This is a genomic window from Treponema primitia (assembly GCF_046533075.1).
In the GTDB taxonomy this organism is placed as follows: domain Bacteria; phylum Spirochaetota; class Spirochaetia; order Treponematales; family Breznakiellaceae; genus Termitinema; species Termitinema primitia_B.
The window spans coordinates 15317-37854 of sequence record NZ_JAJQRB010000005.1; the positions used below are offsets into that span (position 1 = coordinate 15317).

Consider the following 22538-nt stretch of genomic DNA (forward strand, 5'->3'; position numbering starts at 1 on the left):
CTAAGACTCGGGGGTGCACCGGTTTCGACTGGTACGGTTCGGGGTGCAAGCTGCAGGTGGAGCGCCGATCTCCTGATTCGGCAAAATTTTAACTGCCAACAACGACAGTTACGCTTTCGCTGCGTAAGCAGTAGAGCGCGGAACCCGGCCCCGCCGCCTTGAGGGACCGGCTTTCCGTCGCAATCGAGGCTGGCCAATTCCCGGTTCCGGACGGGCTGCGGCGAGAAACTCCCGGAATACGGACAGGCCGCCCGCCGTGAAGCCAAGCCTACCCCGACAAAACAATTCACGGCTAAACTTGTAGACGCTTGTAGTTCGCGTATTAGGACAGGGGTTCGATTCCCCTCACCTCCAATTTTTTCTCACCGTAAATCTTAATCGACAGAACCCAAATCCAAATGGAATCGAACCCCTGTCTTGCCCCGCTTCGGCCCAAGCAAGTGCGTAGGGCCGCAGCGGGGTCTTTGCCAAAAAGACCCGAAGGTTCGACTCCCGCCACCTACATTTTCAGTTTTTTTCGCAGAATTTCCTTGAACTGTTGGGCCGATCGCGAATCGGGGTCCAGAACCAAAGAAGATTCGCAGTCCGCCAAAGCTTGGGGTAAATCGCCCAGGTGATAATAGGCCTGGCCCCTGCGGTATAGGCAGTAGTGCTGGTAGGGGTTTATATTGATGGACAGGGTAAAATCGTCCACCGCCTCTGAATATTGCTGGCGTACCGCCCTGACCAAACCCCGGTAATAGGCCGACTTGTAGGACTTAGGGTCCAGTTTCAGGGATTGAGTAAAATCTTCTACCGCATCTTCGTAATTGGACCGGGCAAAATTAGCCATCCCCCGGTGCTTGTGGACCAGGGCGCAGACCGAGCTATCGGGGTTCATTTCCAGAATACGGCTGTAAAAATAGATTGCCTCGTTAAACTGGTTTTTATTATGGGCGTAAAGGGCATTCAAGAGGAGATCGTCCATGGATGCACTATCCGTAACCCCGATACTGAATTCTGCGGGGATCCCGTCCATTTGTTCTTCCTGATCCCCGGTGTCAAATAAAAGAGAATCCGTGGCGTCTTCTATCTTTTTGAAAAAAGAATAGCGACGTTTCCCAAATTCTTCGTTTAATTGCCGCTGATAGGCCCTAATTTCCTTAAAAATAATATCCGCCAGAGAGAGATTTGCATTTATGGCTGCAAGTTTACGCTTCATCGGTTCGTCAAAGGGTGTAAATTCGGCCTTATAAACCAGTTCGTGCTCCACTTCGGCCCAGGCATCTTGAAGTATGGTACGAACTTGAACCTCCGCAACATCACAACCACAATCGCCATACTTTTCTGTTAATTTTTCGGGAATTTTTACCAGAATATGGGTAGATTCATACCCAAATTCTTTAAAAGAATAGTTGGATCCCTTCTTTTCAATTTCAACAATATCAAAAATCTTTGTCAGAAGAACCCCGACGGTATCAACTTCTTCAAGAAAGGGACATACAATGCGGATGCCTATCAGGTCGGTAATTCGGGGCATTCCATCTTTTACGGAAATTTTTGTCTGAAATTCCGTGGATTGGCTGTTAAGGATGCGGATATACTTTTTAAAAAAACTGGTAAAATCCTTTGGCCTGCCCTTAATCGTGGGAGGAGAAGGAAGTTCCTGAACCGCCTGTTCTATTAATTCCCGTAATTCCTTGGTGACATTGACCATTGCCTCGCTGTGTCGTTCATACTGTTCCTGAAGGAGATGACGATCAGGAAATTTGGTTTTTTCCATCAATGTTTTCCTTAGCTGAAAAAAAAACTGTCCGGAAAATCATTACAATTTTCCGAACAGTTAAACAAATCCTAGTGGACTCTAACCAAGCATTGGGAGCCCCTCACCGAACTTATTGCTCTTCCGTAGCGGGCGCCGGAGTAAAGGAATTCTCGGTAGCTTGCTTCTGGTTCTCCAGATATCGCAGTACCTGATTGTGTCCAAACTGTTCCATTTCGTATACTTTTTTCGCAGTTTCCCTATCCCGAATTATGCCCCAGAGAGACTCATCATCAATATCCCGGTCTGTATCAAGAACCGCTTTATCGTAGATGATCTTTACATCCCTGAAATAACCGATGAAATCCCCGCCTTCCTTCGCGGCATCCCGTTGAACAACGAATCCGCCAAACTTCACAAAGGGAGTTGCTTCAGGATACAGGGGATAGATACGCAGATCCCGGTTCCGTACATTCTGAACATATTGAGGGTTTTCCCAGCGAAGCTCTCCCCAACCGTCAAAATTGACATACCCCATAAATATCGATTTCTTATTTCCCTGGGGATCTACAAGGATGGTAGAAAGGCCATGGGGGAAATTAAGACCATAAACATCAACCGCTACCGATTTGATGACCCCAATGTTCTTTACTACGCCATACCCATCTTCAAAGCGGGAAGGACCGGTAAAATCGTTATCCGCCGCAGGCTGGATATTTCCATCATCATCGACCTCTGCCTGAGCTTCGTACGCAGGAATATCAAAGGGCGGCCTGATAATAGCCCAGGAATTAAATGGTTCTACGGGGAAATGAACCCGCACACCCAGAACGGTACCATATTGCTTGGAAGGCGCCTCGGAAGTATAACTCCGGGCAACATTTCCAACGGTACGGGAAGACGACGCAAGGTCAACTTCCCAATTGGCTATAGCCAGGGATGTTTTCATCACCTGTTTTTGTTCGGTGGTGAAGCTGCCGCCGGCTACGGTACCATAATCCATCATGGTCCTCCGGTTTTCATTGGGCTTTGCGCCTTCACTGTCATCATTGACCGTGATATCCGCTGCAAGTTTGGCGAAATCGATCAATACGGCTTCGTCAGCAAACACCGCTCCGGCGGTAAACAACGCTACGGTGACTAGAATGAATATCCTTTTCATTCACTGCTCCTTTCATTAATGATCATAGAACTAGATACTAAAAAGTATACGAATTCTCTATTCTTTGTCAACGCTCTTCGGGCTAAATATCGACAATACCCGCAAAATTTTCACGAAATTTTTCAGAATATACCTCGTGTCCGGCTATAAACAATCGGACATCCTTCACATACGAAAAATTCCGTTTAATACCCCCGTAAAGAGTGTATAAACCGGTAAAAACATCCGCTCCTTCCAGAGGAGCAAGAGCCGCAGAGTCTGAAAGGTCTGCGTATATCACCCCATCCCGGTATAATAAAGATTCAAGCCGGGTCCCCTTGGGAAAAAGCGGCGCGGAATCCAGGGAAACCGGCCCTAACAAAGCCTCTTCCACATACCGGCTAATATCGTTTTCCCGGGATCCGGTTTGGGAAACCATACGGTCTTCCACTACCTGCATCCTGTTACTTATAGAATAAAATACAAAGGTCCTCCTGACAAGCCCTAAAATAAAAAATTCGGTAAAAGCTAGAATTCCAAGAAGACAAAGATATATTAGCCGGCGCTGCGCTTTTTTTTGCAGAAATTTTGCGATGGATGCTGGGAAGTCCTTGATAAAGCTCTTCATTCGATGCTGATAAATCCTCCGGAACGTTCAAATACAGTGACAAACTGAGTTATACCTTTATATAACGCCTGAGAAAATTTCATCAAGTAGGTCTCGTTGGTCATAAGGAGAGCGTCGGCTTCGTTGGTGACAAAGCCAAGCTCTACCAGTATGGAGGGCATACGGGCGTTACGTACCACAAACCATTCCTCTGCCTTGATGCCCCGGGACGGGATTACGGGGCCCAGGGTTTCCTTGAACTGGTTCAAAATGAGCTGGGCCATGGTGATGCTTTCCGTGGTGAATTCCTCTTCCATCATATCATTGAGGATATGGCGTATCTCGGCGGAATCCGTATACTTTGATTCGTCGATAACGGTTCGGCGGTAATCCGGGCTGAGGTACCAAACTTCGTAACCCCGAGCAGCCTTGCTAAAGGACGCGTTTGCGTGAATTGATATGAAGACTATGGCTTCGTTCTCCCTGAGGGGGACCGAATTGGCGATAACCACCCGGTCTTCCAGGGTAGGATAGGTATCGGCGTTTCGGGTGAGGAGTACCTGCTTATCCGGATAGGCGGCGCTGAGCATGGCGTGGAGATCCCGGGAAACCCTGAGGGTAAGGTCCTTTTCTACCAGGGTGAACTGTCGTCCGTTAACATTGTGGGTCCCGGATGCCCCGTTGTCCTTGCCCCCGTGGCCGGGGTCCACGATGATGGCGGCAATGCGGAAACGGGAACGTTCATTCTGTATATATTCGTCCAGGGTTTTTTTGGCGGCGCTCACAAATTCCCCGGGGAAATGCAGGGTTCCCCCATCAAGATAGGGTACAGGGAGGGTGAGTATATCCCGGTTATCCAGCAGAGCCATACCTTGGGCGCCGGCGTTTCCGGTTTGAAAAGCCAGAAAATGCCCTCCGGCGGATAAGACTCCGGCCCGGAACAGGGGATCCCAGCGGAGTTCCGCCCCCAGTGCTTTTAGGGTTTCCTCCAGGCTAAGCGCCGCCGGTGAGGCCGCCTCAGCTTCTTCTGAAAACAGACTAGGCGAAATATTCATGAAAAAAAGCAAAAGGCAAGCGCCGAAAAACTGCATTACGCAATGAAGTTTCCCGCATAGGTGACGCCCCGGCTGATGAATTCGCCTACTCATTGGTTGTTCTGTCCTCGTTTTTTATTCAATTTCTTAAGGAGGGTATCGATAAAATAAATTCCTCCCTGATAGCCCCCCCGAATCAGGGCGTTCCAAAAATTGCGATCCAGGACTATCCCTTGGATTTCTCCTTCCATTATCGGCAGAGCCAGTCCGGTTATGACCCGTATTATCTCAAGGCTTTCCCGGGGGGTTCTTCCGGCGTAATCCCGTATTTTGCATTCCGTAAATTCCGGGAAAGGGTAGATTCCAATACGAGACAATTCACCGGCAGATGAGCGGAGGAGATTCGGAATAGGCTGTACCGGGAGCGATTTCAGGGCGGCATGGGTATCCGCCGGGAGACTAAATGCGTCCGGAGGGAAGGCCCCGGCACGTGGGGCGAGGAAAGCATCGGTTTCTTTCTGGTTTACGGCGAGACGGATCAGTATCTTCCGGGCGGCTTTTTCCGCGGCGTTTACCGCATCGTTCCGGGAAGGGGCGGCGCTGATGATGTTGCCGCACTTGGTGACGTTGTTTTCCGGGAAGCGGACCGGGCTGCCCTCCGCTATACGGAGGAAAACATTTTTTACGTACCTGGTTTTACGGGCCTGGTCCAGACCATGGATGGAACGGACCTTGCCGGGGATGGAGATAAAGGCGCGCTCGGCGCTGGTCCGGTTCCGGTCCGGCCCGGGCGACCAGGGATGGCCCAGGGCGGCGAGTATGGCTCCCCGGGTTACTTCTACACCCGAGGCGTAGGGATAGGTCCAGCCGGACATATAACCGCCTGAAAGACGGGCGGCAATTTCCCCAATCATGGGGCCCCGGGGGGTGAGCTTCAGGTCCCCCTTGGCGGCGCCGTATCCGGCGCTAATGCCCAGGGAACGTACCCCTGCAAAAAAAACTTCCAGGATCGATTGAATAACGGCGCTGTCTTGGGCGCTCGGCATGGTATGACCCATCTCAATAAAATAGGGGGGAAAAAAGATATGACGATCCGCAAAACCACAGACCATGATTTTTTCATTATTAACAATGGCGTCCACAGAAAATTCAGGGCCATCCATGAATTCCTCCACAATAGCCTTGCCGGACCGGGAGAATTCCAGGGTTTCCGGAAGGGCATCGGCTAATTCCTTTGACGAATTTACCCGGCGGCAACCCCGGCCTCCCATATTATCCACCGGTTTTACCACCACAGGAAAATCGAAGGGGAGTTTTTTGGGGGCTCTACCCAGGGATTTCGTGGTGAAGGTGGTAAATTGAGGTGATGGAACTCCGGCAGCTGCAAAACAGCGACGCATCCGGTCTTTGTTAGAAGCATTGAGGGCCGCAGCGTATGGAATGCCGGGAAGCCCCAGTTTTTCCGCGACCCAGGCTACGGTGGCGGAAAAATCGGTTCCCGCGGTCATAACCCCAGCCAGACCTCCGTCGGATTGCAGCTTAGCGCCCAGGGCTTGGATACCCTCCTTGTCCTTAAGATCGATACACTCAAAACGATCCGCCTTGGCTGCCTCAGGCGCCCGGGGATCAGCATCTACCACAACCGTATAAAGCCCCATGTCCTTGGCTATAGATATGGCAGGCCCCTGCATAATCCCTGCGCCGAGGATCAAAAGCCGTTTCCCTGAAAATTCAGCCTTCATGGTAACCTCACTTTTATTGCGTAACATTCAAAGGTATCTCCCAGGCCAAAAAGACGGCTCAGATATAATAGAAGATTCCAGATGAACCCTCCCTTCCTGAACCTGTTCCCCAGGGGAAATCGCTCGGGGTGATGGCCGGTAACCTGTATCTTTTTCAGCTTAAACCCATACCTTGCCAGGAGCTTCCTGCATATACCGGGGCTCCATACCGTCCAATGATCCTGTGGACTGTTTTCAAGAAAAGTTTCCGGAGATTTTTTTCCCGAAATACCCGAAAAGGAGGGGGTCGAAAAGGCGAGTACCCCTCCCTTTTTAAGGAGCCGGTTAATTTCCCCCAATACCGGAGGGAGATCCGCAAAGTGTTCGATCACATACCAAAGGGTAATTACCCCAAAGCTTCCATCGTCTTCCGATTCCTGCAGGGATGGGTCCGGAAAAAATCCAACCTGGGCGGGTATTCCCAACTCTTCCCTGACATAATGAACCGCGTCCGCCGCAGGATCGATACCCTGGGGGGAAAATCCTTCCCCACGGGCGGCGCTTAAAAAAGGACCGTAGGCGCAACCTATGTCCAAAAGCCTTCCTGCACCGCCCTGCCCTGCCCTGTTACCAAGGATGTGTTTAATAAGGGAGAGTCGTTTTTTCCCGGCCATGATTAGGTTGGGAAAATCTTCGAGATACGTTTTTCCGTACTGTTTTTTATAAAAGCCAAAAAAGTAATCGGTTTCATATTCTATTGCCGGCGGGGAAGATCGGAACATATGGATCATGCCGCAGCGCCCGCAGCGCCGGTATGTACGGCCGGGAAAGCGGGCCTGGGTTTCCCGGCTGCCGGGAGCGCCGCAGGCGGGGCAGCTTGTAACGGCGCTCCCCGCATAGTCCCGGGAACGGGTGAAGCCTGCCAGAAGATCCCCCAGTTCCTGTCCGGGAACTGTATCCAGGCTATACCGGGAAGCGATGTTTTCGCAGCGCCCGGCCAGGGAGTTAAGAAAATTTGTATCGGAAAGGAATTGTCCGATACGTCCGGCGGCGGCGGGACCGGTTCCGGCGGAAAAAAAACCTGCATGACGGGCCAGCTTTTCGTGGTAGCCCCCGGGGGAAACCAGCAGCACCGGAAGGCGGGCATGGATAGCTTCAAAGGCGCAGAGGCCGAAATGGGTGATAAGAAGATCATATTCCGCCAGATGTTCCCGGAGTTCCGGAATTCCCTTTGGAATAAAGATAACATTTGAAAAAGCCCTGAACGCTTTCGCGGGAAACTGCGTTGTGGCAATAAGGGTGATTTCAAGATCATCTTCGCGGGAACTTTTTACTAAGGCCATGGCCGCAGGAAAACTAAGGCCTGCGGTATCCTCGGCGCCGAAGCTGATAAGCACCCGTAAGGGGCTGCCCTTTTTATGAAATGAAGGCCGGCGATTAACAGGCAGGGGTATCATGGATGGGGCGGTGATATTGGGGAGATCTACCCGGCGCGTATAAAGGTTAGGAAGAATATCAATGAGAAAATCGAAACTCCTCCGGTACGAGCCGCCCTCATCGATGCCGACCAGGGGCGCCAGGGCCGACCAGGAAGCGGCTTCTTCGGGACTTGTCCGGAATTTGTCAAGGATAATAAAGTCCCATCCTTCTTCCGGCCCCGGGGTTTTACGCGGATCCTCCCAGCGTATCCAGGATACATCGTTTAGACCGGCTATCCCAAGCAGTTCCCGATTATGGTCTTCGGGCAAAAAGAGAAAAGCCTCCCGTCCGGCCCTGCGGAGGGAGCGGACCAGGGCGGCTCCCCGGACGAGATGCCCCCCGCCGCGGTTCTTTTCAATCGCCGGAACAACCAGAAGAGATCCGGCTGTCACCGGTGAACCGCTTTAAAAATAGTATCATTAAATGTTTCTCTAAACACAGAAATAATCACTTCGCCTTTGTTTCGCTTATCCATGGGTATGGACGATAAAACGCAGTATAATTGTTGGGACTGCGCATAGTCTGCTGCGGTGTCCACCGTAAGCCTAATCTCCGGTCCCTGCCAGATCCGGGGCGCCAGGGGGCGGTGGAGAAGAAAGCGTTCGGAATGATTGTAGAGGAAGGGGCAGACGTGTTCACGCTCCGCTTCGGAAGCCGCTTCTTCCCCGGCCTGTAAAAGAGCGCGGGCCCTGACAACTTCAACCCCCGCGCCGTAGGGCAAAGCGGCGTAACCCGCATAGTCGGCGTCGACCGCTTGGGTTTCCCGCAGCAAAGCGGCGGCGGCATCGGCAAAAACAAAGGGATTATCGCCGGTGGCTCTGATCACCCAGTCTACGGAATAATGGCGGATGGCTATACAATAGCGGCGGAGTACATCGGACTTGGGTCCGCCTATGAGCTCAAACCCGGCGGATGCAGCCAGGGGTTCAAAGGCGGTAAGGCTGTCATCGGGACAGGCCAGGATGTGGAGATCCGCGGGGATCATTTTTGCAGCTTCCATAACCCGCAGGAGCATGGGCTTTTCTCCAAGGGGAAGCAGAGCTTTATTGGGAAGCCTTGAGGAATCAAGGCGCCCCTGAAGAATAAGGGCGGTCACGGCTCGGAATCCCCTGTTGCTTGTTCCCATAGGCCGGTAAGGATACGGACATCCCGTTTAAACCGGCGGCCATTAGCGCTTACCCACTGCCTGTTTTCCCGAAATTCTTCCCATGCCGCAACGGGGTCTCCGCCGGTCTTACAAAAGTAGGATGGGAAAAGCCGCAGGGGGATATGGGCGGAATCTTTCCGAAAAACCGGAGCTACGTTACGGAGGTAGAAGCGGCGATATCCGGCGTCTGCGGAGGTATCCTCCGGTTCCGCTTCTCCTTCGTAAGACAGTCGAACCAGTTGGGTACCCCGGATCTCCTCCCCCCACAAATGGGAACGAAACCCGAAATCCATAAGTTGCCAATAAGGATTTTTAAGCGTCCCGTCAAATCCTCCCATCCGGATGAATCGTTCCCGATCGTAAATGCCCACCCCATCAAAGGGATAGAGAGAAGGCTGAGCTTCTATTTGGGGCGAGAAATGCAAAGTCTTAACCGCGTTCCGAAACTTCCAGAATAGTTTTGAACGATACAATGCCGGGGTGGTAAGGGTTGGCAAGGTCTCCAGATCGGAATTCTGGATAACCGGTACCGTACAAAGCCGCCGTATGGGACTGTTCCCGGGAGCTGACTTGAGCAATTCTTCCCCGGAAAGCCGGAACCAGGCGGAGATTTTGGCGGCGTCTCCGCCATAGAGAATACGAAGATCATTCCAGAGAACAAAAAATAGGGGACTTTCTATTTCTCTTACCGCCAGGTTGATCTGTTCTCCGGAATTGATAGTATCTTTTAGAATTATAAATCGTACAAAGGGAAAACGATCGGAAAGCTCCTCCAGATCGTAACGGTCATTGGGTCCTTCAAGGGAAATAACACAATCAAAGCCCGCTTTTTCAAGTTCCGTAAAAAGAGTACGCCGGGGATACCGTCCCCCGCGATTGAGGAGTATAGCCGAAACTCCCGTAGAGGCGCCGCGAAGAGCGCCTCCCACGGCGGTATATGATGGCATGGTTTCATTAAAAATTGTAGGTATAGTATTCATCACACCCCGCGCAAGGACCTTTGTATTGATTAGTATTACTATCGGCGCCCTCTTGAAAAGAGCATTGTTCCCGGTAGAAGCGTACGCCCTGCTCCCAGATGGTTTCCAGGTTTTCCGTAAAGGCATTACCCAGCGTTTCCCCGCCGTTCAGCGTTTCCCGGCACAGGGGAACCCGCCCATCCATGAGGATAGCCATATCCCGCATGAGATGCCAGCAGGGGCGGCGCTGCACCGGGGAAAGATCCGAAGCCTGCAATTTGGGCATGGCGCCGCAAAAATCATCATACTTCTGGATGATTATCTGTGCCCCCGCGTCTTTCCAGAACCGGTAGAACTGTTCAATGTCATCCTCAGCGCCTTTAATGCGGATCGCCTGAACATAGCTGCTCTCCGGGAAGAGGGCCATCAGATTTTTCGCACATTCCACAGCTTCCGTAAAGCCCGGCCCCCGGATTTCCCGGTACCGCTTGCTGTCCGCCGCGTCCAGGGACACAATCCAGGACAGGGGGGCCATATTTTTCCTCCCCGGCGCTGCCCGTGAAGCAGCAAGCGCCAGGGCTTCAAGCTCCGTCTTTTTCCAGCCCAGGCCGGAAGTTTCGATGACACAAGAAAGACCAGGCCGGTCAAGGATCGCGGCGATAAGTTCCTCCTTTTGAGGATGAAGGGAAAGCTCTCCCCAGAGGGATATATCGATAACCGCATCGCCGGAAAAGGCGCTGATTTTGTCGAGAAGTCCGGTGAACAAGCGTGGTTCCAGGAAGTCCTTCGGCGCGCCGAATTTCGGGTAGGGGCAGATGGAACAAGTCTGGGGACAGGGCCCGGCCACCTGGACCGCATAAAACGCCGGGAGGGTCCGCAGTAATTCAGGGTGGGCGGGGATGATCCGCTCAGCGTCCGCCGCAGAGGAAAGCCCCGCTTCCATGAGCCGGGAGAGGAGGAGCATGTTACGCCGGGAATCTGCCGTAAGGCTTAAACGGTGGACCCGCAAATCTATAGAAGAAATCTCCGTTTCTATATCAAAGGCATTGATATCCTTTTGTATCACCTGAAAGAGGGCGTCCCGTTCCACCGGCCCGTCATCGTCGCCAACTATCTTAGCCAGGATCCCCGCAGTTCCCGGGGCAAGCAGTTCCGGCGCAAGGCCATAGGGCCAGCCATCGGCATAGGAATATTCCGCCCCGTAGCGCAGATGCCGCTCCGCAATACTCCCCGCCAGAACCGGGTCCAGCAGCGGGCAATCCGCCCAGGCAAAGTAGCTGAGGTCAAAGCCTGCGGATTGCTGGGAAATTTCTTCCAGAAGACTTTTTCGCGTCCACGAAGGTTTGTAAACCCCGGTAATATCCGGGGGCAGGGAAGAATCCTCCCCCGTAAGCCCCAGGAAGAGTATCCTTTCCGTACCGGGAAACCGCCGGGCCTGTTCAAAGGCCAGGGTGAGGGCATTTTTGCCGTTAAAAACCGGGTCAAGGGCTTCCGGAGACAGGCAAGCGCCAAACAGAACCGTGAGAGCTTTCATACTATTTAATATATCGGTAATTCCGGGGATAGGCAAAACCCCATAATGGGCAGGGCAAAAGGATTTACTTTCCAATCGCTGAGAAACTACCGCAATTTGAAGAAATTTAACCGCGAAGGCGACGAAGGCGCAGAAATAATTAAGGGAATACGGGTGATCAAAAAGTAAATGCAATAGCCCTATTGTAGTGGGTGCTGAACACTTTACAAATTGGTATTTTGCTTATAAAATTCATTTAGTGTTTACAATACAAGGAAATACCGCCCGATGAATAATGTCTACACCGAATCACCGCTATGGCACGAAAAAATAGGCGGCATTCACGCCTTGCTTGAACGGGTAAAAATCAGTGAAGAACAATCCGGCGATGTGCTGCGCCTACGTAGGCTAAACCGAATTATGTCAATTCATGCGTCAACGGCTATTGAGGGTAACCGGCTGACACTCGGACAGGTTACTGACGTTATCAACGGTATTCCCGTGTGGGGTCCGCAGAAAGACATTAAGGAAGTGCAGAACGCATGGCAAGCCTATAACGAACTTCCGCGGTTTGACCCGTGGAATGTTGATGATCTGTTAGAAGCTCACGCATTTATGACTAATAAATTAATTGGGGAGTCCGGAGTGTTTCGCACCGTTGACGTCGCTGTGGTTCGTAGCGATGGCGCAGTTATGCATCGCGGCGCAGCTCCGGCAAACGTTCCGTATTTGGTGAAAGAATTGCTTGAATGGGGAAACAACAGCAAAGCCCACCCCCTCATTAAAAGTTCTGCCGTCCACTTTATGTTGGAGCATATTCACCCGTTCCGTGACGGCAATGGCAGAATCGGGCGGCTCTGGCAAACTCTCGTACTATCAAAGTGGAATCCGCTATTCGCCTGGATGCCCGTAGAAACGCTTGTGCATTATAATCAGGCATTATACTATAAAGCGCTGCAAGATTCGCATAATAAGAACGATGATTGCCGGCCTTTCATTGATTTTATGCTTGATGCGATTGAAAATTCGCTGTACAAGTACGTTGATATTGCCACAGAAACCATCGCAGATGTCGGTGTAAATGTCGGTGTAAATGTCGGTGTAAAATTTGATATTATCGAGAAACTGAAAAAACAACCTACGCTTACGGCACAGGAACTTGCCGCTTTGCTGAACCGCTCTCCGAGAACTATTGAGCGGTATATCAAGGAATTGCGTGAGCATGGCATCCTTGTTCGTGTCGGTTCGGATAAATCCGGCTCCTGGCAAGTGAATGCGGGAACCCTGCCCACTTCCTAATTCCCCCTCCCCTTGCTATACTACCCTTCGGGGTGGCGTTGGCCGGGATTATGTAAATAAGCAATTCCCGCTTGTACGGTGAACATAATAGGGGTAAAAAACGGAGAAATCTATGACAGACGATGAAATTTTGGTAATTCGTGACGAGAAGGGTAATAGAATTGGCAGTGTGCAGCAGGATTCCAATTCACCTGCGGCGCGTGCGGCTACCCGGGCACGCATAGACGCGGCAGTGGCTGCTGAAAGGCAGTGGTCTCGGGAAAAAGAAGCAGCGTATAGTGCGTTTCTCAAAGAGAAATATGGTCAAGGTTTTTCGGACCGGGAACTTAGTCAAAAAAATGAATACGAAGAGAGCATTGATAGTCTCCGGGTTTATTATGGCGACAAAAATCTTTCAGAAGAAGAAGCCATTGTAAGACTTGAAAAGGATGAACAAGAAAGGCAAAAAAGGAAAGAAAGCGGCTATCCCATGGCAGTTGTAGGGTTTTTGCTTGGGCTTGCCGTAATTATCAGCGGTTTTATATTTAGCCATTGGTTCTCCGGTATTATTACCGGTATTGTTTCTTGTTTGCTTTTTTTGTCTAGTGGTAGTATTGTACCAAGAAAAAAATCAAAAAGGGTACTAATCACAGGAATGTATATGGCTGCCGTTATGGTTATGATTGGCGGATTTGTGCTGGGAATTTATACCGGGCACACTTTTAAGCCAGGTATTATTGGTGTGGTTATTTCTGCTTTGCTATGGTTGATAGTAATACCAGTAAGTAATGCAGGTAATGAAGTTGATAATTTCCCGCCCAAAACAAGAGCCTTTTTAAGTGACATCTATATACCAATCGCGACGGCATCAAGAATGCGGGAACTAAAAGCCGCTGTTACACAAATGGCAAGCCGTCAACCACTGGCCAATGTTCCTCGCAGTGTGGTAATTCCAGCCCCTGTAGCAGGAACGGTTCTGCGTTATGTAGTAGATAATGGCGCCGAAGTTAAATCCGGCGATACTGTACTAATACTTGAATCCATGAGAATGGAGCTTGAAATTAAGGCCCTTGATAACGGCAAAGTTCACTTTCTGGTTGCAGCAGGAACACAAGTTGCTGCTCAACAACCCATAGCCGAAATCGGCTGAGTTGTAAGTGCCCAACATGCCGGACAAATAAGCGGCGCCATTTGCAACGAAGTTTCCGCGTATAAAGCCGGAACGGTATACGTCGACCTGATCGGCAGCTAATATATCCTTAGCTTATGCAGATTAAACGGGGTTTGTATGAACAACATAATGATGCGGTTTTTTTACGTGACGGTTGAAGCGCTCTTGATCTGTGCCCTTATTTCGGCCTGCGGCAGCTACCCGGGTCCCGTCTCCGCAGACGAGTTAGACACCGCCATTCGGGCGGCTTCCACCTACATTATGGCGTGTGGGTACAGAGATTCAGCGATGGTTCGCAGGGCATCAGTTATACCCATGAGCATAAAACCCATACGGTTCGCGCGGTGCGCTCTTTTTAACCAGGAATGAGGAGTTAGGACCCAGGCCGCTCATTCCTCTTCACCATCCCACTTCCTAATTCCCTTTTCCCTTGCTATACTAGCCCCTATGGATGGCTCCCGTAAATTAACCGTATCGGAACTCACCGACCAGATCCGGGCGACATTGGAAAACGCCTTTGGTCCGGTAATTGTGGAGGGGGAGCTTTCCAACTGCCGGCCCTCCAGTACGGGGCACCTCTACTTTACCCTGAAGGATTCGGGGGCGGCTATTTCCGCGGTGATGTTTAAAAACCAATTTCGGAACCTGGGCTTTGAGCCCCGGGACGGGATGCTCCTGCGGGTGCATGGGCATATTTCGGTGTATGCACAGCGGGGGAGCTATCAGATCATCTGCGAGGAGATGGAAGAGGCCGGCGCCGGGGATATCCTCGCCCTGCTGGAAAAGCGGAAACGGGCACTGGCTGCAGAGGGGCTCTTTGACGAGGACCGGAAAAAGCCTATTCCACGCTTTCCCCGGGTGGTTGGGGTGGTAAGCTCCCCTACCGGGGCGGCGCTGCGGGATATACTCAACATACTGGCCAGGCGGGCCGGGGGTATTGGGGTGGTCGTCCTTCCCGCGCCGGTCCAGGGGAATGAAGCGGCGGCCATTATTGCCCGGCGTATTGAACAGGCCAACCAATGGAAGCTGGCGGATGTGCTTATCGTAGGCCGGGGCGGTGGTTCCCTGGAGGACCTGCTGCCTTTTTCGGAGGAAGCGGTGGTGAGGGCTATTGCGGCATCGGAGATTCCCGTGGTAAGCGCCGTGGGGCACGAGATAGACTGGGCGCTTTCGGATTTTGCGGCGGACCTTCGGGCCCCTACCCCTTCCGCAGCGGCGGAACTGGTCAGCGCCAACCGGGCGGAGATTTTGGAGCAGGTGCGGCGGGCCGGAGAAATCCTGCGGGAAACCATGGATGCCCGGCTTGATAGGGCGCGGCTTCTGATCAAGCCCTTCGGCATAGAGGATTTGGAATACCGGTTCAGGGGGATACTCCAGCCCAGGCTGGTGCGCTTTGACGATGCCAAGGAAGCCCTGCTTGAAAACCTATCCGAAAGGATTAGTGATATGCGCCGCCGCCTTGAGCTGGCCCGGGTAAACATCGAGGCGGCCAATCCCAAGGCCATTCTGGAACGGGGATTTTCGGTGGTACTCCGGGAGAAAACCGGGAAGGTACTGCGCCATGCCAGGGAAACCAAGAGCGGCGAGCGGCTTATCATACGTCCCCTGGAGGGGATTATCACCGCGACTACCGAAACGGTAGAAGTTCCGGTGTTGGAGGATACATGAAAAACTTTGAAGAACGGCTGGAACGGCTGGAAGAACTGGGCGAGGCGATACGCAAGCCGGATATTCCCCTGGACGATGCCCTTAAAGCCTTTGAGGAGGGGATCAAGCTGGCGCGAACCCTGGAGAAGGACCTGGAAAAAGTAGAGAGCCGCATCGAGATACTGATGAACGGCCCTGAGGAAAAGCCCGAGGCCCGGCCGGAACTGGGTCTCTTTGATGACGAAGGCTAATATGGCCGATAGTTTTGGCGGCCAGGATACCCATATCCGTCTGCTTCCCCCGGAGGAGGCGCGGAAGATTGCCGCCGGAGAGGTGGTGGATCGGCCCGCCGCTTTGGTCCGGGAATTTCTTGACAATGCCATTGACGCCGGGGGAACCACCATCGAGCTCCTCATTGACGGCGGGGGGATACGGCGTACCGAGGTTCTGGACAACGGGAACGGTATGGAACGGGAGGATCTGGTTCTGTGCTGGCAGACCCATGCCACCAGTAAGATCCGCTCCCTGGAAGACCTGAACACGGCGGAGACCCTTGGTTTTCGGGGGGAGGCGCTGGCGGCTGCGGCGGCGGTTTCCCGGCTGGAAATCCTCAGCAGTACCGATGGCCGGGAGGCGTGGCGGCTCACGGTCGGCCCTGCCGGGAGCAGACATGGCGTCGGCAACGAACAAGCGTCCGGCGACGGACTTCAGTCCGACGAGTACCGGATAGAGCAGTTCCGCCGGGCCAAGGGAACCAGTGTCCGCGCCCTGGGGCTGTTCGATACCATCCCCGCCCGTAAACGGTTCCTTAAACGGGAAGGGAGTGAAGCCGCCCTTTGCAGGCAAATATTTATTGAAAAAGCTCTGGCCTTTTATCCCCTGAACTTCCGGTTTACCCAGGATGGAAACCTCAAACTCTACCTCCAGGCAGTTTCAAGCCTGAAGGAACGGTTCGCCGACGCCCTACTGGAAAAGCAGGAGGGCCCCTTCCTCCATGAGATCAATGCCCAGGGCGAAGGGTTTAAAGTTACAGTCGTAGTTGGCGGTCCGGAATTATTCCGCAGTGACCGGCGGCATCAGTATATCTTTGCGAACGGCAGAAGGATCCACGATTATTCAATGCTCCAAGCCCTGGAATACGGAACCCAGGGATGGTTCCCTAACGGAACACACCCGATAGGCGCGGTGTATATTGACATCGATCCTTCCCTGGTGGATTTCAATATCCATCCGGCAAAACGGGAAGTTCGGTTTAAAGACCCCGGCGTCATCCATCATTGTATAACTTCTACGCTGCGGAATTTCCTGCACCACAGTAACCTGGCCGCGAATAGCGGCCTTACCGCCAATAACGGCCTTGCAGCGAATAGCGACCTTGCAGCCAATAGCGGCCTGACCGCCCGAGACAGGGAGGGAAACCAGCCCCGCCAATTCGCCCTACCCTATGAATCGGCAACGCCGTCGGCCGGGGCAGGCTTTTTCGGCAGATCGACGCCCGGCAACGCCGCTTATGGGGCGAACACCGCTTCTGCGGCGAACGCTGCGTATGGGGCAAACGCTGCATCCATGGCCTTGGAAGCGTTGCTGGAAACACCGCCGGTTTTCAGCCCCCTGCCCGGCCGCGGACTGGGGGATACGGCGCGGGAAACTTCGCTGTACGCGGCGCCCGGCGCCGGCGATTCAGAGGGGATGGCGGGGAGCGTAGCTCCGCTGTACGCGGCGGAACCCGGGCCGCCGGCCTACGGTTCAAATGGGGTAGTAAAACTGCGGCTTGCGGGGCGGATTTTTAAGCTTTTTATCCTGGCGGAATTGGGGGAACGGCTTTTCATCATCGACCAGCACGCCGCCCATGAGCGTATCCTCTACGACCATTTCCTCAGCAAGCCCATACCCACACAGGAACTACTGGTACCCATACCATTCTCCACGGAAAGCGAAGAGGACGATATGTTCCTTGCCTCCAAGCGGGAGGAACTGAAAAAACTGGGGATCATCATAAACAGTGATACTGACGGCAGCTGGATCATCGAAGCCCTGCCCGCGGGCTGGCAATTGGGGGACGGCGAGACCCTGGATGAGATACTTAAACTAAAAACTGCGGGGAAAAACATGGCGGAACACTGGGCCGCCACCCTTTCCTGTCATGGCGCAATAAAGGACGGGGACTACCTGGATGATACCGCCGCCCTTGCGCTGGCCGAAGCCGCCCTGGCCTTGAAGATTCCCCGCTGCCCCCACGGACGGCCCCTGTGGGTTGAAGTGAGCAGGGAGGATCTATTCCGGGGAGTGCAGCGGGTCTAAAGCCGCCCGCTATCGTTTAAAGAGCCATTCCTCGGAGCCGAATTTTTCAGAAGCCAGTTCTTTAGCCCGCGTTTCTTCCGCCGCGCTTGGGGTTTCCGGGCTCAGTGCAAGGTTCAGGGTACGGCGGAAACCCTCCGCCAGTGAAGCGGCGGCTTCATCAAAGCTACTGTTCAGGCCCTCCGCCCGGAGACTGGTAACCCGGTTTTTTACATCGTCGATGAGCTTGCCCTTCAGTTTTTCTGCGGGGACCCGGAGGAGGCGGAACATCAGGTCCACATCGTTGTCCAGCAGAACCGTTCCATGCTGGAGTATGCAGCCCATGCGGCGGGTCTGGGCGTTGCCGGAGATTTTTCGGCCCCCCACAAGCACATCGTTGATCGGCGCAAAAAAGGCATCCAGGCCCAGGAGCTTCAGCCCTTCGATGATGCCCCCGCAGAACCGTATGTAGAAATCGCTGAAATCCTGCTGCGCCAGGGGATGGGTTACGGGCATAATAATACTGTAGGTAAGTTCAGCCTGGTGAAATACCGCCCCGCCCCCGGATATACGGCGGACCACATCCACCCCATTTTTGTTACAGGCCTCCAGGTCAAGCTCTTCACACAGCCCCTGAAAATAGCCTATGGACACCGCCGGGGGGGTCCAGCCGTAGAGCCTGAGGCACGGGGTACCGCCCCGGGCAGCCGATTCCAGAAGCGCCTCGTCCAGGCCCATGTTATAGTACCCGTCGTGGTAACCAGACTCCAGGAGCCGGAAGGGATAGGGCGTTTCCGCAGCCGGTTCCATCAGCCGGTTTCCCCTGCCGAAGTTTTCCAAGCGTCCAGAGCATGGTAACTGGTCCGGGCCAGGGGCGCGGATACCACCGCGGAAAAGCCCCGTTCCCGGCCTTCCCGCCCGTAATCGGCGAATTGTTCCGGGGTAATATACTCCACCAGGGGGATTTGTTTTTCCGATGGCCTGAGATATTGGCCGAGGACCAGAATATCCACCCCCGCAGCGCGGAGTTCATCCATGGTCTCCAGGACTTCCTGTTTTTTTTCGCCAAGCCCCAGGAGTATGCTGCTCTTTGTTACCAACCCAAGGGCTTTAGCCGCCCTGAGGGTGGCAAGGCTTTTGTCAAAGGAAGCCCGGCTGTCCCGGATATGCTGAAGGGACCGGACGGTCTCCACGTTATGGGCCGCCAAGTCCAGGCCGGCGGCGGCAATGGGGGTAAATTCTTCTGCGGTATAATCCGGCGTGAGGGCTTCGACCTTTACTTCCGGCAGCCGTTCTTTAACGGCCCTAATGCAGGCGGCAAAATGATTCGCCCCCCTATCAGGGAGGTCGTCCCGGTCAACCGAGGTCAGGACCAGGTATTTTAAACCCAGTTCTTCCACGGCAGCCGCGATTTCAGCCCCCTCTGCATCCCGGGGAGGCTGCCCTTCCCGGCCGGTTTTTACGGCGCAGAAACGGCAGCCCCGGGTACAGATATCCCCCAGGATCATAAAGGTAGCGGTTCCCAGACCCCAGCACTCACCCTTATTGGGGCAATGAGCCTCGTCACAGACCGTATGGAGGCGGTGTTTGTCCAGGATCAAACTTACTTTTTTGCTGCTATCACCGGCAGGAATCCGGGACCGGATCCAGTCAGGCTTCATACACTATGGGTTTTCCTTTAATTCCTGGAGTTGTTTGAGGTTCCGTAGTTTGAAGGTAGCCTTTTCCTGGATTTGGCGGACCCGCTCACGGGTAATGCCCAGAAGCTTGCCGGTTTCTTCCAAGGTCAGGGGCCCCTCCCCCGCAAGACCAAAGCGGAGCTGGATGATCTTCATTTCCCGCTCGGACAGGTAAGAGAGGATATCTTCCATGGTTTCCTGGAGGGTCATGGAGAATACCATCTCGAAAGGCTCCTGCATGGTGTCGTCTTTAATGAGGTCCGCAAGCCGGGTAAGGTTACCGTCATCGACAATAGTGTCCAGACTGGTAGTCTCCTGGGAAAGTTTGACAATCTCCTTGACCTTGTTAATGGGGACGCCCAGATATTCCGAAAGTTCTTCATCGCTGGGGTCCCGGCCCAGATCCTGGGTTAATTGTTTCGCAACAAAATAGCATTTTTTAATGGTATTCAACATATGTATGGGGATCCGGATAACCCGGCCCTTATCGGCAATGCTTTTGATGATGGCCTGCCTAATCCACCAGGTACCGTAGGTAGAGAAGCGGCAGCCCCGGGTATAATCGAAGCGCTCAACCGCCTCTATAAGCCCGATATTACCCTCATCGATTAGATCCAGCAGGGAAAGTCCACGGTGCTGGTAATTTTTTGCAATGGAAACCACCAGCCGCAGATTAGAATTGATCATATGGTTTTTATGGCGCAAAAGGGATTCTTCCAGATTGGATCGCTCCATTCTGTAGACCTCATCCTTTTCCTTTCCATCATGGGCGTCTTCTAATTCGCGGATCTTGCTGCGGATATTGACAATTTTTTCGCCTATCCCCTGTTCTTCCTGAACGGTTAAGAGGGGAAATTTAGAAATTTGCTTAAAATAGAGCGCCAGGGGATCTGACTCTTTGACGGGTCTCGATTTTTTGGCTATTTTTTGTAATCCGGGATTTTGCATCTTCTTTTTATTCCCCTCATTGCTTAGGTGGAAAGCAACCCCTTCTTTTTTTTCATGCTTCTCTATCTTACCTGTTTTTAGTAATGTTTTTGTCATTATAACACCCTTTTAAGGCTTTAGCTATCTTTTTCGAATGAAAGTGAAAAATTCATCTAACTCCTTGGAGCGGCCGCGGGATCAAGCGAAACATTGTTCCTGTATACCAGGAAGAACAGCTGGGGCTTTTCCGATAGCGCGTCCATACCCAGACGTCCCAATTCTGTTCCCGGATTAACCCGGTCGCCCTCTCTTACGGATAAACTTTCACAACCGCCATAAACGTACAAATAACCTCCTGTAACTTGAATTATGGTAACTTTCCCAAATCCCCTATAAGGTCCGGCAGATATTACCACCCCCTGGGTCAAGCTTTTTACCGGTTCATTCCGCTCACCCAGAAGGACTACTCCGTTTAACTTTCCGGTCATATAGGCCATTTCCCGGGCAAGGATAGGCCAGGATACGGATATATCAATGGTTCTGCTCACGGTGGAACGGACTTCTGTCCCCGTAATAGTTTCTATCGGAGGAACTATCGGGGCCGGTCCGGAAAGTACCGGCCCGGGTGAGCCGGTTTGGGGGATATGCAAAAGATCCCCTACTTTCAGGGTATACCTTTCTGAAAGTCCATTGGCCATGAGGAGGGTTTGCATGGAAACCCCATACTGCCGGGCTATACCGTAAAGGGTTTCTCCCCGGGTAACCCGGTGATCCACCATACTTTGACTCTCGGGTAATGCAGAAGAGGCTGATATGGTACCGGGAATACGGATCCGTTGACCAACCAGAATTCGCCCTGCATTATCAATTCCGTTAAGATTCAGAATCTCCTGGAAGTTAACCCCATAGGTACGAGCCAATGAATAAATGGTATCACCTCCCTGGACAACATGTATTGTCTCTTCCGCGGGAAGCTTCGCTGGAAAAACAACAGCTGCCAGAACCGCCGAGACCACTAAAATCAGCCATGAAAAACGAAACCGAAAGTTCATATTCGTCCATTATCGGTAAATTTTTCATTTTCTATAACCCTGTCTCTGCAATATATATCCGATAAATACATCGAGTACAAGTTTGTTTTACTAAACTCTCACCATTTAACGAAAAATAACCAATATTTTCAATAAAAAAAACAAAATATGGTTATACTAGTATTGCATCTTAAACAAACAGCATAATAAAGAATATTAACCGCTTTACTTGTGCGCCTTTTATGCCCTTACGGTTAAAATTTCTATTATCTCACCAGGAGCATCTATGGCAATAGAAATAGAAGTGAAAGCCCATGTGAAGGATCCTCAGGCCTTAAAAAACAGAATTTCCCTTCTGGCGGCATCCGCCCCGTTTTCTTTTGAAAAGGACGATTGCTACTGGATTACAGCCGGCTCCGTTCCCGGCGGCATTCCCAAATCCGGAGTACGGGTACGCCGGGAAAAGCATTGGCAGGATGGGGCGGAAAAGGACGAAAAAATCCTGGTAACTTACAAATCCAAGGAAATCCGGGATGGAATTGAAATAAACGACGAGCGGGAATTTGCCGTTTCCAGCGGGGATACTTTCACGGAGCTCCTGAAACGGCTGGGACTTGAACCGGGGATACAAAAGCATAAACAGGGCTGGTCCTGGATATACGGGAACGTACACGCAGAACTCTGCGAAGTTTCAGGTCCGGATCGTAATCTAGGCTGGTTCGCAGAGCTGGAAATATTAGCGGATGACGCCGGGACCGAAACCGTGGCCGCCGCCCGGAAGCAGCTGCTGGAACTATTAGAAAAACTTAGCATACCCAAGGACAGTATCGAAGAACGGTACTATTCGGAGCTGCTTTCCCCCCTATGGACCCCTTAACTTAGTTTCGAGAACGCACAATACGAGGTATGGGGTCCTGGCGGCTGGGAAAGATATGGGGACCCTCCCCTTCGGGGTCCTCCCCATATCTTTCCCACCACCACCCCCGATAACTGGTCCTGTTGTGCGTTCTCCACGTCCTAGGGGGTCCATAGGGGGCCTTTGTTGCGCTTAACTTTGTTTGGGAAAAACACCCGCTTGGCGCTTAGTTAAGCATAATTTGGCGAACCGGCCCGGTGAAGCCATGCGCCTAGGAGGCACGGAAGCACACCTACAATTAGTACGGAGTGGGGTGTCAGGAAGGAAACG

19 protein-coding genes and 1 other RNA gene are annotated in these 22538 nt (G+C 52.5%); 7 read left to right on the forward strand and 13 right to left on the reverse strand.

Annotated elements, in window-relative coordinates; all coding sequences use genetic code 11:
- Positions 1-9 precede the first annotated feature (9 nt).
- Positions 10-357, forward strand: a transfer-messenger RNA (tmRNA) gene (ssrA, locus tag LQZ19_RS00960).
- A 142-nt stretch (positions 358-499) separates the two neighbouring features.
- Here the strand turns inward: ssrA and LQZ19_RS00965 are convergent.
- The 9 genes from LQZ19_RS00965 to LQZ19_RS01005 form a co-directional block, all read right to left on the reverse strand.
- A complete protein-coding gene (locus LQZ19_RS00965; protein WP_411045756.1) occupies positions 500-1762 on the reverse strand; it encodes a tetratricopeptide repeat protein in 1263 nt (420 codons plus the stop codon).
- Positions 1763-1874: 112 nt separating this feature from the next.
- Positions 1875-2903: a flagellar filament outer layer protein FlaA gene (locus LQZ19_RS00970; RefSeq protein ID WP_411045757.1), complete on the reverse strand. Its 1029-nt coding sequence runs from the start codon at positions 2901-2903 to the stop codon at positions 1875-1877.
- A gap of 82 nt (positions 2904-2985) precedes the next feature.
- Entirely contained in the window at positions 2986-3342 is a 357-nt protein-coding gene (locus tag LQZ19_RS00975) for a GerMN domain-containing protein (RefSeq protein WP_411045758.1), read from the reverse strand.
- A 164-nt stretch (positions 3343-3506) separates the two neighbouring features.
- On the reverse strand, positions 3507-4544 hold the full coding sequence (locus LQZ19_RS00980) for an N-acetylmuramoyl-L-alanine amidase family protein (protein ID WP_411045759.1): 1038 nt from the start codon (positions 4542-4544) through the stop codon (positions 3507-3509).
- Positions 4545-4633: 89 nt separating this feature from the next.
- Entirely contained in the window at positions 4634-6292 is a 1659-nt protein-coding gene (locus LQZ19_RS00985; protein WP_411045760.1) for an ATP-grasp domain-containing protein, read from the reverse strand.
- Positions 6262-8115, reverse strand: coding sequence for a methyltransferase domain-containing protein (locus tag LQZ19_RS00990; protein WP_411045761.1), 1854 nt, complete (start codon positions 8113-8115; stop codon positions 6262-6264). Before LQZ19_RS00990 ends, LQZ19_RS00985 begins: the two co-directional genes overlap by 31 nt.
- Positions 8112-8819, reverse strand: coding sequence for a cytidylyltransferase domain-containing protein (locus tag LQZ19_RS00995; RefSeq protein WP_411045762.1), 708 nt, complete (start codon positions 8817-8819; stop codon positions 8112-8114). Before LQZ19_RS00995 ends, LQZ19_RS00990 begins: the two co-directional genes overlap by 4 nt.
- A complete protein-coding gene (locus tag LQZ19_RS01000; protein ID WP_411045763.1) occupies positions 8816-9817 on the reverse strand; it encodes a hypothetical protein in 1002 nt (333 codons plus the stop codon). The genes LQZ19_RS00995 and LQZ19_RS01000 overlap by 4 nt, the downstream gene beginning before the upstream one ends.
- 7 nt (positions 9818-9824) lie before the next feature.
- Positions 9825-11363: a spiro-SPASM protein gene (locus tag LQZ19_RS01005; RefSeq protein WP_411045764.1), complete on the reverse strand. Its 1539-nt coding sequence runs from the start codon at positions 11361-11363 to the stop codon at positions 9825-9827.
- Positions 11364-11630: 267 nt separating this feature from the next.
- Here LQZ19_RS01005 and LQZ19_RS01010 point away from each other — a divergent pair, with 267 nt between their 5' ends.
- The 5 genes from LQZ19_RS01010 to mutL all read left to right on the forward strand — a co-directional run bounded on the left by LQZ19_RS01010 (position 11631) and on the right by mutL (position 17739).
- Complete coding sequence (locus tag LQZ19_RS01010) at positions 11631-12641, forward strand: Fic family protein (protein ID WP_411045765.1); 1011 nt, start codon at positions 11631-11633, stop codon at positions 12639-12641.
- Positions 12642-12753: 112 nt separating this feature from the next.
- On the forward strand, positions 12754-13770 hold the full coding sequence (locus LQZ19_RS01015) for a biotin/lipoyl-containing protein (protein WP_411045766.1): 1017 nt from the start codon (positions 12754-12756) through the stop codon (positions 13768-13770).
- Positions 13771-14238: 468 nt separating this feature from the next.
- Positions 14239-15459: an exodeoxyribonuclease VII large subunit gene (gene xseA, locus LQZ19_RS01020; RefSeq protein WP_411045767.1), complete on the forward strand. Its 1221-nt coding sequence runs from the start codon at positions 14239-14241 to the stop codon at positions 15457-15459.
- Positions 15456-15689 (forward strand): exodeoxyribonuclease VII small subunit, encoded by a 234-nt coding sequence (gene xseB, locus LQZ19_RS01025; protein ID WP_411045768.1) that lies wholly within the window; start codon positions 15456-15458, stop codon positions 15687-15689. The genes xseA and xseB overlap by 4 nt, the downstream gene beginning before the upstream one ends.
- The gene (gene mutL / locus LQZ19_RS01030; RefSeq protein ID WP_411045769.1) at positions 15676-17739 is read left to right on the forward strand and encodes a DNA mismatch repair endonuclease MutL; all 2064 of its coding nucleotides are present in this window, start codon (positions 15676-15678) and stop codon (positions 17737-17739) included. The genes xseB and mutL overlap by 14 nt, the downstream gene beginning before the upstream one ends.
- A gap of 9 nt (positions 17740-17748) precedes the next feature.
- On the opposite strand, the gene LQZ19_RS01035 is transcribed toward mutL, so the two are convergent.
- The 4 genes from LQZ19_RS01035 to LQZ19_RS01050 are packed head-to-tail and all read right to left on the reverse strand — an operon-like array spanning position 17749 to position 21373.
- Positions 17749-18525, reverse strand: coding sequence for a lipoate--protein ligase family protein (locus tag LQZ19_RS01035; protein WP_411045770.1), 777 nt, complete (start codon positions 18523-18525; stop codon positions 17749-17751).
- Positions 18525-19376, reverse strand: a complete 852-nt coding sequence (gene lipA, locus LQZ19_RS01040; protein WP_411045771.1) for a lipoyl synthase — start codon at positions 19374-19376, stop codon at positions 18525-18527. The genes LQZ19_RS01035 and lipA overlap by 1 nt, the downstream gene beginning before the upstream one ends.
- Positions 19377-19379: 3 nt before the next feature.
- A complete protein-coding gene (locus tag LQZ19_RS01045) occupies positions 19380-20438 on the reverse strand; it encodes a sigma-70 family RNA polymerase sigma factor (RefSeq protein ID WP_411045772.1) in 1059 nt (352 codons plus the stop codon).
- Positions 20439-20494: 56 nt separating this feature from the next.
- Positions 20495-21373, reverse strand: coding sequence for a LysM peptidoglycan-binding domain-containing protein (locus LQZ19_RS01050; protein ID WP_411045773.1), 879 nt, complete (start codon positions 21371-21373; stop codon positions 20495-20497).
- Positions 21374-21638: 265 nt separating this feature from the next.
- Here LQZ19_RS01050 and cyaB point away from each other — a divergent pair, with 265 nt between their 5' ends.
- On the forward strand, positions 21639-22229 hold the full coding sequence (gene cyaB / locus LQZ19_RS01055) for a class IV adenylate cyclase (RefSeq protein ID WP_411045774.1): 591 nt from the start codon (positions 21639-21641) through the stop codon (positions 22227-22229).
- Positions 22230-22538 lie beyond the last annotated feature (309 nt).

Bases quoted from the DNA above. Each gene is read 5' to 3' on its own strand.
- LQZ19_RS01010 (WP_411045765.1), top strand. From the start codon at position 11,631: ATGAATAATGTCTACACCGAATCACCGCTATGGCACGAAAAAATAGGC.
- LQZ19_RS01000 (WP_411045763.1), bottom strand. From the start codon at position 9,817: ATGCCATCATATACCGCCGTGGGAGGCGCTCTTCGCGGCGCCTCTACG.
- lipA (WP_411045771.1), bottom strand. From the start codon at position 19,376: ATGAAGCCTGACTGGATCCGGTCCCGGATTCCTGCCGGTGATAGCAGC.
- LQZ19_RS01050 (WP_411045773.1), bottom strand. From the start codon at position 21,373: ATGAACTTTCGGTTTCGTTTTTCATGGCTGATTTTAGTGGTCTCGGCG.
- mutL (WP_411045769.1), top strand. From the start codon at position 15,676: ATGACGAAGGCTAATATGGCCGATAGTTTTGGCGGCCAGGATACCCAT.
- LQZ19_RS00965 (WP_411045756.1), bottom strand. From the start codon at position 1,762: ATGGAAAAAACCAAATTTCCTGATCGTCATCTCCTTCAGGAACAGTAT.
- LQZ19_RS01045 (WP_411045772.1), bottom strand. From the start codon at position 20,438: ATGACAAAAACATTACTAAAAACAGGTAAGATAGAGAAGCATGAAAAA.
- LQZ19_RS00970 (WP_411045757.1), bottom strand. From the start codon at position 2,903: ATGAAAAGGATATTCATTCTAGTCACCGTAGCGTTGTTTACCGCCGGA.
- LQZ19_RS01035 (WP_411045770.1), bottom strand. From the start codon at position 18,525: ATGGAACCGGCTGCGGAAACGCCCTATCCCTTCCGGCTCCTGGAGTCT.
- xseB (WP_411045768.1), top strand. From the start codon at position 15,456: ATGAAAAACTTTGAAGAACGGCTGGAACGGCTGGAAGAACTGGGCGAG.
- LQZ19_RS01015 (WP_411045766.1), top strand. From the start codon at position 12,754: ATGACAGACGATGAAATTTTGGTAATTCGTGACGAGAAGGGTAATAGA.
- LQZ19_RS01005 (WP_411045764.1), bottom strand. From the start codon at position 11,363: ATGAAAGCTCTCACGGTTCTGTTTGGCGCTTGCCTGTCTCCGGAAGCC.
- LQZ19_RS00985 (WP_411045760.1), bottom strand. From the start codon at position 6,292: ATGTTACGCAATAAAAGTGAGGTTACCATGAAGGCTGAATTTTCAGGG.
- xseA (WP_411045767.1), top strand. From the start codon at position 14,239: ATGGATGGCTCCCGTAAATTAACCGTATCGGAACTCACCGACCAGATC.
- cyaB (WP_411045774.1), top strand. From the start codon at position 21,639: ATGGCAATAGAAATAGAAGTGAAAGCCCATGTGAAGGATCCTCAGGCC.
- LQZ19_RS00975 (WP_411045758.1), bottom strand. From the start codon at position 3,342: ATGCAGGTAGTGGAAGACCGTATGGTTTCCCAAACCGGATCCCGGGAA.
- LQZ19_RS00980 (WP_411045759.1), bottom strand. From the start codon at position 4,544: ATGAATATTTCGCCTAGTCTGTTTTCAGAAGAAGCTGAGGCGGCCTCA.